Here is a 13514-nt window from a genome sequence, read left to right on the forward strand (position 1 = left end):
CGGTCGGCTTACCCCCGTCGCAGTAATTTAAGATACGATTGAAGCATGGCGATTCTCCAAACTACGATCATCCCGAAGGCAAGTACGAAGAACAGCGCACCCGTTTGCGGGATACTGACAGCCTGCTCCACTACATTGTGAACGAGCAGACGCACGATTAGAAGACCGAGCAGAATGAAGATGAACATTTTGGATCGTTTCAATACGATGGTTTCCCCAACCCTCTCCAGCTTCGAGGTGCGGATGAGCGGATAAGCGAACAATACCGCGCCGACTGCAAAAGCGGTAATGGCCCATAACCATGGCACATGCGTAACCGGCGCGACAAACATCAGGAAGCCGGTCGACATGCCGATCGGCGGAATAATGATTTTGCGCATCGTCGTTGGCCGATTGCTTGCTCGTAAACGCAAGAACATGACCGCTACGCCTGAAAGCAGCGTGACCACAATGGACGCCACGTGAGGGAGAGAGAAGGTTTGAGGGAGAAAGCTCATGTGGGCGCAGCTCCTTTATTTCGGGCAGTTTAGAGCAGAAGCCATAGGACCTCATTGGTGCAGTGTCGTACGTTCTCTCTAAGAAAGCGCTTGTTTTCTCTAATGCTACTCATTTTGCTGCTAGGTTGCAAATAGATCGCGATGTACCTTGACGACTGCCTTGCGGAGCGGAATATCTTGTTCCACCGAGCAGTTCGGCCTGTGAATGTCGGTCGGAAACAAAACAACGAAATCGCCTGGCACCATATCAATCGTATTCTCGTTATGTACTTCATCATAGAAGGCAATATCCTGCGTCTCATAGCGCTCATCTGTAATGACCTGTTCTTCCGAAACCTTGGCTACTCGCATCCGCTCGCGGCCGCTCAGCAGCAGTTGAATATCCGTATGCAGCCTATGCGTCTCCGGCTTTACCTCGCGCCAGTCCCTTGTAACGGGCTCGTTGATGAGCAGAAACATGCCGGGCTCGCCAAACTCATGCCGTCCCGCGGGAAGTTCATCCAGCTCTGTCTGCTGCAGTCGTTCAATCGCTCGGCGGATCGGCGCAGGGAATGTGTGCTGCTCCCGCTCCCAATTCGTTAAATCGCTGAATATCATCGCTGTTACGGCCCCTCTACGATTGATTTTACACGTCCGACGTCACCGGTCTGCAGTCGCACTTTAATGCCATGCGGATGATTGGGCGAATTCGTCAAAATATCCTTTACTACGCCTCTTGTTGTTTTGCCTGTTGCCTGATCCTTCTTTAACACAATATCTACAGTAAGCCCCGGGCGGATCGCCGAGCGTTGTTGTCCATTTGCACTCATGATTCGTTACGTACTCCTTCGATAGTTGGATTTATTGCTCCCATCATATGCCAGCGTGTGAGTGAAGTAAAGATTTGCGGGTAACGACGAATATAGCGGCAGTCCGGCGGGCAGATTTCAGGACAACGGGAAGTTTTTGAATAAGACCTCGCAAGAAACGATTGACAGTGAGAATGAGAATTACTATCATTGGTATAGAGCATGACAATACCATCCAGAGAGGTCGGGAACAGGGCGGATGAAAAAGATCAAGTACTGCTGCAGAAACTTCAAGCACGGCTCCAAGTCTGTTTTCAAAACCTTAAAGCAAGAATTTCCCGACTTGAAGCAGAAGAAGAAGGACTGTCTCGGCAACTGCAAGCTGTGCTCCAAGCAATGTATCGTAATGATCGGCAAAACGGAAGTCGTTGTAGCTCCGACAGCAGAAGTGTTGTACGCCAAGCTCAAACACCGGATAGGCTGATATGGCATAGTATGGTAATATAGGAGAAGAAGTAGTCCATACTCCTTAGTGGAGTTTGGCGCTTCGTCTCTTTTTATTTTATAATACATTTGGAAAGGGAGGTGCGGCCGATGATGAACGATACACTCAGCCAAGCTTTGAACGATCAATTGAATTTCGAGTTTTATTCCGCGCACGTGTACTTGGCAATTGCCGCTTACTGTTCCGGAGAAAGCCTCGACGGTTTTGCGAATTTCTTTATTGTTCAAGCCGAAGAAGAACGCTTCCACGCGATGAAAATGTACAAGTATTTGAACGATCGCGGGAAACGCGTCACCCTGGTCGGCATGAGCACACCTAACAATGAATATAGCTCCATCCTCGATGCTTTCCAACATGCTTACCAGCATGAGCAGGAAGTCACCAAGCGGATTTACCACTTGTCTGACCTTGCGATGAATGATCGCGAGCATGCAACGCTCCAGTTCCTGAAGTGGTTCATCGATGAGCAGGTAGAGGAAGAGTCGATGTTCGACAGCATCATCAACAAGCTGAAGCGTATCGACACCGACAGCAATGCCTTCTTCATGCTGGACAGCGAGTTTGCACAGCGCACATTCGTTCCACCGACTACGGCTTAGTTGTCGGGAGAGAATGGCTGAACCGGGAGTTCCCGGGTCAGCCATTTTTTTGTGCGCGGCTGCTAGCCGTTGCCTATACAGCCGCATGAGGCGGCGGTTCTCTGACATCTAGCACTTGTCACCTGCCGGCCATCTGCTATCGATAACTATACGTTGCCCGACTACCATCTGCTATCCAGAAAATACCCGCCACCTACCAAACTCTTGTTACCCTATGACCACCTACTATCGACAGCCACGTTCGAAGGTGTTAAATGGTACGTCAAAGTTGCCTTTTATGCAACATTCTCTACCGAATACAGACCTAAACTAAAAAATGCTGCATTTTTTGCAACATTGTTCTCAGAAACGGCTCGTTTTCTCGTTAATCGCTTCGAAATGTTGCATTTTCTGCAACATCTCAGCCTTTTGATCAATTTAACGCTCGGATTGTTGCACAACCTGCAACATTTGGTGGACACTCCCTCAGTTGCATTCATTTCGCATCCTCTACCAAGGCTCCACCACACATTTCCGCTACCTTTTGCGCTCGCCCTGCATTACTCCATGACACTTTCCCTTACCTTTTACGCTCTCCCTGCATGCCTACACATAGCGAAAGCCGCCCCAACAGTCGCGATGCGACTTATGAGACGGCTCCAGCTTCTAACGCTTACTATCGGCGACGGTTAGTCAGTATCGTCACGGCGAACCTCGGCAGCACGAGCTGGCGGCGCCAGCGTGACGGCTGCTTGAGCAGTCGGTACAACCACTCGACGTTCAGCTTCTGCCAGATTACCGGGGCGCGTTTGACCTTGCCCGCGATGACATCCAAGCTGCCTCCAACGCCGAAGGCAACCTTCGCATGCAGGCGGCTCTTATGCTTGTAAATCCAGCGCTCCGCATTAGGTGCGCCGAGCGCTACGATCAGCACGTCCGGGCGCTTCTGTCCGATATCGGCAACAAGCGCTTCTTCCTGCCCGTCCTTGAAGAAGCCGTTATGTCTGCCGACAATCGTGACGCCCGGGTATTTACCCGCGATGATTTCCGCCGCTTTCGCGTTGGTTTGCTCGTCCGCTCCAACGACATAAAGTGAGAAGCGATGCTGCTTCGCTTCCTCGAACAACCGAATCAGCAAATCATAGCCCGTTACACGTTCCGGGATATGTTCACCCTGCCACTTCGCGGCAAGCACTACTCCGATGCCGTCGGGCGTAATGATATCCGCTTCGTCCACAATCGCCTGGAGCTGCTTCTCCGAACGTGCAGCCATGACAATCTCCGGATTAGCTGTAATGAGATGAAATAACGGCTGATCCTTCCCCGCGATTTGGGATTGAACGAGCGCCACCGTATCCGAGAGCGTCCGCTTCGAGAACGGAACGCCTAATATATTGACTGTATTCATCCTACACCTTCCTCATATACACTCATGCTGTCTTTTATTGTAGCACAAAGCCGAAATCGGTTGAAACCTAGCGGAACAGCCCGGCTACCCATCTGATAAAATCGCCCACGATCGGCACAAGGCCGAATCCGTGCTCGCCGATCGCCACGATTCCGTAGACTCGCTCACCAATCGCAACTGCGCCAAGAACATGCTGTCCGATAGCTACAGCTCCGAGCGCATTCTGCCCGATTGCGACCGCACCGACAGCAGATTGCCCGATGCCAACCGCCCCGATCGCCAGCTCCCCGATAGCGACTGCCCCGGCAGACAGTCCGCCGGACATGGCCACTGCGCCAAGCGCGAGGAGCCAGCCCACCGACACGGCACCTACCGAAATGAGCCCGACCGAGACCGCCCCGCCGGCTACCAGCCCAACGGCCACATCGCCAAGTGCGATAACGCCAATGGCGACTTTAGGTTTGCCTTTGCCTACGCTTGTCCGAATGCTGATGAAAGGGAGCTTGGCGGTAGGCCACTGGTAGTCGATCTCTTCTTGCCCATTTCCCCTTATGTATCTGTTAAATCGAAGCAATCGCCGCCATTCAAACATGAATGCGCACTCTCCTCGCTTATATGATTATTCGCCGTACTGCCTGAACGACTGATTCAAGCTGTTTCTTCAAGCGTATAATAAATTAAGAAGCACAACAAGGATGGCAGCGTGAAAATATTCCATTTCATGCTCCCACAGAAAGTAGATGATTCGTAATGAACCTGAAATCTCTGCTGCTAGCGACTCTCGCGGCTCTATGGATGGCTGCGGGTTTCGGAAAACAGGACTTCTATAAGCCGAGCTCAGCTGCAGGCGGACAACCGCCCGCCAAAGAAGCAACCACGATAACCTCCGACGGCCGTTCGGAGTCACCAAAGGTCGCAGCCAGTAATGAAGCCTTCAAAGTCTATGAGCCGGCCGAAGGAACCGTCGTCGGCAAATCTTTTAAAGTGAAAGGGCAGGCCCGCGTCTTCGAGGCGGCTTTCCGTTATTCATTCGAGGATGGACACAACGTGCTTGCCGAGGGGAATGTCACGGCTGATCAGGGAGCGCCGGAATGGGGAGATTTTGAGTTCAACGTTACTCTCACGAGAGCCCCTACCAGCCCGACAGGCGTGCTGACGATCTACGAATCAAGCGCAAAGGACGGCTCTCATATTCACAAGCTCAGTCTGGCCTATAAATTCGAGGACGGCTTAGTGGACCTTGATAACTAGCTAATCTGATAAAAGAGAGCCGTTTAAGACTGCGCCTATACGCATGTCTTGAACGGCTCTCTTTCTTAATGGCCCGGCTGTGTGGCAATTTGCCAGCGGACGCCATACTTATCCTCGATTCGACCAAACATGCTCCCCCAGAACATCCGCTCAAACGGCATGATGATGGCGCCGCCGTTCCCAGACAGATTGTTGAAGGCATCCTCCGCTTCTTCCTCGGTCTCGAACTCCAAGGTGAGGTCAATCCCATTGCCGCGATGGATCGGTCCAGCATCGGCCATATAGAAAAGAAGGCCCGCCGCCTGCAGTACCAAATGCATGACCCTGTCTTTGTCATCCTCGGATGTGCCCGGCATCATCTCACCGTACGTTTGCTGACTTATAATTTCGCCGCCAAGTGCCTCCATATAGAAATTCGCCTGATCTTTCGCATCCTCGCAATAGAGGTACGGACGAAGCTTTGTCATCGAATCATCTCCTCCTCCGTTTATCAATAGTTACTCCTTTCATTGTTACCATAAAGTGTAACAAAACAAGCCTTCATTCGTAAATCCGGCTTCAGACTCGTCATAACCGAATCATAATAACAATATTTTTCCAAACAAACGCAATCTATTAACTATCTCTGCTTCGTCTCTAAAATTCCCCCTAATTGTATTAGGAAATCGATAGCACCCTTTCTTTTCAAAATTCTCCGCACACCGCCTGGTTACGGCTCTATTAGGTTCCACTAAGTGTTGGCTCCTTACTTTAATTCATAAACAACCCCTTCTTTTTATTGCCGAAATCCCCCCATACATGGACATTAGGCGTTCCGCTACAATTCAGGTAGATCGTCGAATTAGGCGTAAAAGCTCAATTGGCTAAACACTACAATTAAAGGAGCACCTCGATGAAAAGATCAAAAAGGATGACGAAATCGGTCGTATCCGTCTCTTTGGCTTGTCTCGTCATGACCAATATGCCATTGGCATATGCAGCCGCGGATCAACCGACATTTTCAACGAATCCGAACAAACCGGCAAGCGCGCCGGAGCTTCCCAAAGGGATCATAGTCAAAAACCCCGATGGGAAAGCTCCAGCCCAGCCCAAACTTACACCTGAACAGCTGCAAGGGTTGAAGGAAAAAGCAAAACAGAATCTGTCCGCTGCTATGGAAGAAGACCGGAAGAAAGAGCTTGAATCGCTTCAGAAAGTTCCGGCTGAAGCTGCTGCGCATAACCCCGATGAACTCGTATCGGTAATTGTCCAACTGAAAGGCCAGACCGTATCCCAACTTGCAGCACAAGGAAAAGTTGGCGTGAGTCAACAATCGCTGACTGCCGGTAAGACGGCCATTCAGAACGAAATCGATACTACGCAAAGCAAAATTATGAGCACGTTGGCCGGCAGTAAAGCGAAGAGCGGCAATGGACTATCCTTCAAGCATGAGTACCAGAATGTGTTCAAAGGCTTCAGCGTCGACAACATCAAGTACAGCAGCATCGAAGCGATCAAGAAGATGCCGAATGTCGCTGCCGTTACGCTGCAGCAGAAATACTATCCGGCGGAAGTCACTAATCAGGAGCATGAGCTGACGGGCATCGAGAACGTTTGGAGCGGAGCAGCCGTTGGCCAGGATTCCGGTTACAAAGGCGAAGGCATGCTCATCGCAATTCTGGACACCGGGATTGATTACACCCATGAAGCATTCCCAGCTCCTCATGATATGAGCAAGGCAAGGTTTGCCAAAGGTACGGGCAAATACTCCGACAAGGTTGTCGCAGGCTACAACTGGGCAGACCAAACGGACGATGTTATTCCGCACATGGAGGATACCATGCTGTCACCGAGCAGCCACGGCGTCCATGTAGCAGGTACCGCTGCCGGTTCAAGCGCTGTCCTTAGAGGCGTGGCACCCGAAGCACAGCTCGTGGCCGAGAAAGTATTCTCCGACATTCAGCCAGGCGCATTGACAGAAGACATTATTAAAGGGATTGATCATGCTTCATCCGTTGGAGCAGATGTTATTAATATGAGCTTAGGCTCCGCTTCCTCCTTTGACACGCGCGATCCTAAAGATCCGATGGGCATTGCTATCCGCAACGCAACGGATGCGGGACATGTCGTTGTCGTCTCTGCCGGCAACGCATCCAATGCCTATGCGGATCGTGGCGAGCTTGGCGCCCATTTGAAGCTCGGCGAGAATCCGGACTTGAATAAAGTAGGTAATCCGGGCGTTTATCCGGATTCCTTCACGGTTGCAGCCGCGAATAATATCGTGGAGAAGCACACCTATGAATTCCAAAGCGCTGATGTAGCCGGCTCCGTGTTCGGCGAAGGCATCGACGACTGGCATATTACCGCAGGCCAGACCTATGAATTAGCTGCCTTTCCGGCAGATTATGACTGGCAAGGCTACGAAATCGGATTTGGCACGCCATCCGATTATGAAGGTGTCGATGTAACTGGCAAAGTCATGCTCGTTAAACGAGGCGCAATCTCCTTCATCGAGAAGGTAAAGCACGCCGAAGAAGCCGGAGCAGCAGGCATTATCGTCTATAACTCCTCTCCGGACAAGCTTGCACCTCCACCGCAAGGCTTTGGCATCATTCCTTTCTCTTTCATCAGTTATGAAGACGGGATGAAATTGAAAGAAGCCATTCTGGCAAACATCGAAGTCGGTGGCGGCGGTGGCGGCATCGATATCGGACCGCTGGATATCGGCATCGAAGTTCCAGGCGGCAGCGAGGAGCCCGCTCCGCTGCCATCCATTCAGATCTCGATCGCTTCCGAAGAGATCGGATCCGCTTTCGATGAATCCAACCCGGGTCAGCCAACCGACTTCACATCGTGGGGAACGACAAGCGACCTGCTCTTGAAGCCTGAGGTTATGGCGCCTGGCCATGCAATCTTGTCTTCTGTTAGAACCTCTGACCCGAACGTAAACAACGCCTACGAAAAAGAAGACGGTACTTCCATGGCAGCACCTTATGTCTCAGGAGCCGTGGCAGATGTGATGCAAGCGCTCAAAGAGCGCGGCGTTCCTACCGGAAATCGGGCTTTTGCTCAATTGGTCAAAAACCTGATTATGAACACATCGGTTCCGACCAAACGGGATTATGTCAACGAAGAGAATTCGGCTTCACGCCCTGATTACAACACGGAGTACCAGCCTAGAAGACAAGGCGCAGGCATGATCCGCCCTGATCTGGCTGTTCAAACGCCTGTTGTCGTAGCCGGAGCAGACGGCAAAGGAAGCGTCAGCCTGAAGGAAATCGGCAGAACCGCTACCTTTACGCTGACTGCGAAGAATATGACTGACAAAGAAACCGCGTATACGGTGAACGGCACGATTATGACGGATTACCTGCATAATTCGATGCTAACCCATTCGGATAACATCCGCAGCCGCTATATGGAAGAGGCAGAGCTTACGTTTGATCATAATCAAATTACAGTTCCGGCGAATTCCACGAAGCAAGTCGTTGTGACACTGAATCTGGATGCTTCCACAATGAACAATATCTTCGTGGAAGGCTATGTTTATTTGACACCGACTGACAGCACGCTGCCTACGCTCAATGTACCGTATAACGGTTTCTTCGGCGACTGGGACGAACCAAGCATCATTGATGCGCCGGTCTGGGAAGACACCCATCATGTATGGGCGGAATCCGGTCTCGGAACGCAAATGGGATTCCAATCCGGTCCGTACCAATTCTTTTATGACCTACCGGATACAGCGGAAGAGATCGCACTAGGCGACAAATATTATGTATTCAATCCGCGTCTTGGCATGGTTCCATTCCCAGTCCTTACTATGCTGCGGGATGCGCGGACTATAAATGTAGACGTTGTCGATGAGGACCACAATTTAGTCACGCACCTGGCGAATGAAGAGTGGCAAGTAAAGATGGATCCATACTCAGGCGGAAACCCGTACACGCTCGTCGATGGAACAATTTGGGGCGGGCGGAATTTAGGCATTGAGTCGCCGGACGGACAGTACTACTTCGCCGTTACGGCAACGGCAGATATTCCGAATGCCAAGCCGCAGCCGACAATTTATATGCCGATGTATAAAGACACGCAAGCTCCTACGATCAATGTGATCAAAAATCCGGAGTATGATGAATCTACCCATCCTGAAGTTGCAGATAATGGAAACTACACCCTCCGCTGGACGGTAGATGACGAGGTTTCCGGCAGCACAAATGCGAACATATTCTTAGCGCTCAACGGTTCCGAGCCATGGGATGATTACAAATCAATGGTAGTTCATAACCCGGATGGCTCTTACCAGTTGGAAGTACCGGGGTTGATTAACGGTCTCAATGTCGTTACCCTAGCTCCAATCGACAGTGTTGGCAACGAGGGCGATTTCGTGAATATCGTAATCGATAATTCGAGCAGCAAAGGCCTTTTTGTCGACGAATATACGACCACCATCAATGACTCGCTTCCAAGCGGTTACTGGAATGCGAATGTGCAACCGGGCGATCAGTTCACCCTGAGCTTCGATGCATTTGGCACAAGCCTGGCATCCGTTAAGCAGGTCCTTTACAAGCTTGAAGATAGCGGCACGCTTACGAAGGTCGGAGCTACGATCGACGACTCCGCAACATGGGAGACAAAGGTTGGAGCAGACATTTCGAAATTTCCCATCACCGGACATGTAACTATTCCTTCCAATTTGCCGGATGGCCACTATATCACCTTCTTTGCTTGCCTAGAGGATGGTAGTGTGTGGGAAGCTGCTGAAACGGTTAGCGGCATTTCCGACCTCACCGGCAGCGCTTATACAGGCATTCATACTTACGTGGATACTCAAGCACCGACAGTTAAACTGAATACGGAGATGAGTGCGGATTTGACTCAAACGAGCGCATACGTGGATACGGACAAGCCGGATATCATCTCGCTTATGCTGGATACCGTTGCGCAAGACACAGTCGCAAACTCCAGAGGCTACAAGCTTGAGGTTGCAGTAGACGGCAACTCATCGGAATCCATGGGAAGCATACTACGTGCTTCAACAGTCGAGGAAGACTTCCGATATCCGGTCGTTTTGAACGCCGGTGAGCATGTACTGGTTGTCAAGGCCACCGATTTCTTGGGCAACACGAGCAGCATCACGATTAACGTCACAGTTGATCTTGCAGGCAATGTGGTACAGGTGACCAATGACGGCGCAGGTGGAACAGCAACAATCCCGATTCAAGCTGTCCAGTACGCGAAAGACAATACACCGGAGTTTGTCATTAATCCCGGAGGACTATGGGAAGATGGAAGTTTCCATCTAGATAATATGGATCCTCTTGTATCCGGATATGTATTACCGGCTTATGCTAATAACGGATCATCTGATCAGTTCGATCGCAATTTAGTGCCAATCGTACTCCTTGGCAATGAACAGGCGCTACCGGCGACAGGTGCTTACTACCCGCCGCTTAGCTCCGTTCCATACAATAGTAGACTCTACTATAACGCGGAACCAAGCGGTTATGGAGAACCTGCCGGCAGCTATACGTTCTACTACCAGCAGAGCGGTTATACAGACCCAGGCAGCATTCCTCAAGGGGATAGCGAGCTTCCATTCACGATGATCGACTATATGGGCAATAAGACAACGATCAAGATCCCGGTACACAAGAACTCGGAGCAACCTCGAGTTGAGCTCGACAATGTCATTACGGACGCAACCGGTACCGCGTCGTTCTATACAACAGGCGACTCCATTACAATTACAGGCACCGTGTTTGCGGATAATGCATTGGGTTATGATTTTGCTGCATCCTTGCAGGATTACAGAAGAAGCATCAAAGGCTTACCTAGTTACAAGAGTCTGTTTGATGACAACTGGGTAGAAACAAAGTTTGATCAGGATTTAAAGTTCCCTGATAGTTTCATGCAGCCTGCTGGCGAGCATCGTTTCAGCATTACGATCGACGATCTTCAGCACGGAGGAAACTTCTTAGGCATTGAAAGTGGACTGGCAATGGATGGCAAAGTGTTTTCCGGTTATTATACTTCCATCTTGAACCTAGTTGTTTACAAGATGGGCGGCGAGGAAAGCGCAGACCAATTCCAAGCGGCACAAGCGGTAAACAATCTCACTTGGGATATGCTGAACGGCGCTAACGTCGATGAGGCGCATGTGAGCACGAATCTTTCATTGCCTACCTCCGATCCGGGTAACCACGCCAAGATTACTTGGAGCAGCGATAACCCGAACGTCATCAATGAAACCGGACAAGTAACGAGACCTGCAGCTGAGCAGGCCGTAAAGCTTACGGCTACGGCAACAATGGGTACGGCAACAGCAGAGAGAGTCTTTAATCTGACTGTTTTGGCGGCAGCAGCTACAGATGAGCTTGCAACCGCAGATGATGCTGCAAGTGTTACATGGGACGTCATTCGCGGGGACAATGAAACCGAAGCTGACGTATCTTCGGTACTGAGCCTGCCAACGCATGGCTCGAACGGATCTACGATTACATGGGCATCGAATAAACCGAGGTTTATTACGAATCAAGGGCGCGTATTTATACCGCTGTTTGACGAAGGCGATGCAAACGTTGACCTGGTTGCCACTGTAACCAAAGGCGACAGCACATCCAAGACGACGTTTAATCTCACTGTTCTATGCGATACCAAGAACAAAGAGAAAACGCTTCTGCTCCGTGCAGCGAAATCGCTGAAGGTTTCCGATTTACTTGGCGAGAATGCTTCAGAGCTGTTTGTAACAAGCAATCTAAACTTCCCGACTACGTACGGAGAAGACGGCATTCAAATTGAATGGTTGTCCGAGCATGAAGAGATCGTCGCGCCGGATGGTACTGTAACCAGACCCGCGGACCTCAATGCTTATGTTCCCGTAGCCGCTTACCTCACTTTAGGCAACTACTACATGTATGTCGATTTTGGTTTCTATGTCAGAAGCCTGGATCAAGAAGTGGCACTCGTATGGAATATGATTAAAGGCGGCAATGACAGCCAAAACGCTGTCACGGCTAACCTTTATTTACCGACCGTTGCTCCAGACGGCTCCGAAATTACTTGGACATCCAGCAATGAGTCGGTCGTTGAGAGCAATGGTACCGTTCACCGCTCCAACCAGGACGTGGAGGTTACACTCTCGGCAACAACGACGAAATACAAAATATTAGTTCACACAACCGCATTCCATCTTGTCGTTCTAGCAGCTCCGTCATCTAGTGATGGTGGTTTCATCGGCGGCGGAACGGACAATGCCGGTGAGGAACACTCGGTAGTTATTGATCCGGGCAAGCTGAGTAATCCTTCTGACGGCGTTGTATCCATCGAAGTGCCTGCTAACACAAGTGAAGTGAAACTGCCTGCGAACGCGGCCGACCTTCTAGCTGATAACAAGCTTGAAGTGAATACCGGCAATGTAACGCTGGAGATCCCTTCCGCACTGCTTGAGGCACTCACTGGCAAGCTGACTGCAGAAGAACTGAAGAACGGTCAGATCTCACTGAAACTGAGTGCCCTGTCTGACACTGAGAAAGAAGCGCTTGAGAAAGCGAGCAGCACAGCATCTTATGCAGATGTGAAGGCAGTCGGCGGCGTTTATGAACTCGAACTGTCCGTAACGGATGCAACCGGCAAGAAGCTTGCTACGCTTTCGACATTCAATGAACCGATCACGATTCGTTTGAAGGTCGATGCATCTGCAAATCTGGATAATACGGGCATTTTCTACGTTTCCGGTGATGGCAAGCTTGAATATATCGGCGGAACGCTCGAGAACGGCGAGCTGGTAGCGGAAATTTCTCACTTCAGCAAATACGCGGTTCTGGAAGTTACAAAGACGTTTACTGATGTTTCGAGCAGCCATTGGGCAGCCAAGGTGATTCAATCGTTGGCAGCGAAACAAATCATTAACGGTACAAGCCCGACGATGTTCACGCCAAACCGCAATGTGACACGCGCTGAATTCACGGCAATGCTCGTGAAGGCGTTAAAATTAACTGCGGCTGGGGACACGACCTTCAAGGACGTGGCAGCTGATGCCTGGTATGCGCGAGCGGTATCCATCGCGGTTAAAGCCGGCATCGTTAGCGGCAAGAGCAGCACGGCATTCGCTCCAAGCGCGCAAATTACGCGCGAAGAAATGGCGACCATGCTGATGCGCGCATACGCAGTCATGAAGGGAAGCGAGCCAGCGAAAGGTGCTGAAGCTTCATTCACCGATGCGTCCGCAGTATCCGCTTGGGCTGCCGACTATGTTGACGCAGCAGCATCGCTGAAGCTGATCAACGGTCGCGGAGAAGGCAAGTTCGATCCGAAAGGCATTACGACCCGCGCAGAAGCAGCGCAAGTGATGTACAATCTCATTACGATTCATTAATGAATAAAGGGATGCCACTATTGATAGTGGCATCCCCAGGCTGTCGAGAAAGTCTCGACAGCCTTTGTTATATCCTCATAATTTAACACGACACCGCGTTAATATAGTATAATATAAGTAACAAATAACAA

General features: G+C 50.6%; 10 protein-coding genes. 4 read left to right on the plus strand and 6 right to left on the minus strand.

Going from position 1 to position 13514, the window contains the following annotated elements:
* Positions 1-8: 8 nt before the first annotated feature.
* From BLW29_RS29980 to BLW29_RS29990, 3 genes are all read right to left on the minus strand, one after another.
* The gene (locus BLW29_RS29980) at positions 9-497 is read right to left on the minus strand and encodes a CcdC family protein (RefSeq protein WP_090986603.1); all 489 of its coding nucleotides are present in this window, start codon (positions 495-497) and stop codon (positions 9-11) included.
* A 120-nt stretch (positions 498-617) separates the two neighbouring features.
* The gene (locus BLW29_RS29985; protein ID WP_090986605.1) at positions 618-1094 is read right to left on the minus strand and encodes a NanQ anomerase/TabA/YiaL family protein; all 477 of its coding nucleotides are present in this window, start codon (positions 1092-1094) and stop codon (positions 618-620) included.
* Between the two features lie 5 nt (positions 1095-1099).
* Positions 1100-1306 carry a YwbE family protein gene (locus tag BLW29_RS29990; RefSeq protein WP_090986608.1) on the minus strand — a complete coding sequence of 69 codons (207 nt, stop codon included), beginning with the start codon at positions 1304-1306 and terminating at the stop codon, positions 1100-1102.
* A gap of 238 nt (positions 1307-1544) precedes the next feature.
* Here BLW29_RS29990 and BLW29_RS29995 point away from each other — a divergent pair, with 238 nt between their 5' ends.
* The gene (locus BLW29_RS29995) at positions 1545-1769 is read left to right on the plus strand and encodes a DUF1450 domain-containing protein (RefSeq protein ID WP_090986610.1); all 225 of its coding nucleotides are present in this window, start codon (positions 1545-1547) and stop codon (positions 1767-1769) included.
* A gap of 113 nt (positions 1770-1882) precedes the next feature.
* A complete protein-coding gene (locus BLW29_RS30000) occupies positions 1883-2389 on the plus strand; it encodes a ferritin (protein WP_090986628.1) in 507 nt (168 codons plus the stop codon).
* A 655-nt stretch (positions 2390-3044) separates the two neighbouring features.
* On the opposite strand, the gene BLW29_RS30005 is transcribed toward BLW29_RS30000, so the two are convergent.
* Positions 3045-3776: a WecB/TagA/CpsF family glycosyltransferase gene (locus tag BLW29_RS30005; protein WP_090986612.1), complete on the minus strand. Its 732-nt coding sequence runs from the start codon at positions 3774-3776 to the stop codon at positions 3045-3047.
* 67 nt (positions 3777-3843) lie between these two features.
* On the minus strand, positions 3844-4368 hold the full coding sequence (locus tag BLW29_RS30010) for a hypothetical protein (protein ID WP_090986614.1): 525 nt from the start codon (positions 4366-4368) through the stop codon (positions 3844-3846).
* Between the two features lie 158 nt (positions 4369-4526).
* Here BLW29_RS30010 and BLW29_RS30015 point away from each other — a divergent pair, with 158 nt between their 5' ends.
* Positions 4527-5027, plus strand: a complete 501-nt coding sequence (locus BLW29_RS30015) for a Gmad2 immunoglobulin-like domain-containing protein (protein WP_090986616.1) — start codon at positions 4527-4529, stop codon at positions 5025-5027.
* Positions 5028-5092: 65 nt separating this feature from the next.
* Here BLW29_RS30015 and BLW29_RS30020 read toward each other — a convergent pair whose 3' ends face one another.
* Positions 5093-5494: a VOC family protein gene (locus tag BLW29_RS30020; RefSeq protein WP_090986618.1), complete on the minus strand. Its 402-nt coding sequence runs from the start codon at positions 5492-5494 to the stop codon at positions 5093-5095.
* Positions 5495-5919: 425 nt separating this feature from the next.
* Here BLW29_RS30020 and BLW29_RS30025 point away from each other — a divergent pair, with 425 nt between their 5' ends.
* Positions 5920-13383, plus strand: coding sequence for an immunoglobulin-like domain-containing protein (locus BLW29_RS30025; RefSeq protein WP_090986620.1), 7464 nt, complete (start codon positions 5920-5922; stop codon positions 13381-13383).
* Positions 13384-13514: the final 131 nt, after the last annotated feature.

The sequence above is a fragment of the Paenibacillus sp. CF384 genome (assembly GCF_900106745.1).
Classification (GTDB): Bacteria; Bacillota; Bacilli; order Paenibacillales; family Paenibacillaceae; genus Paenibacillus_Z.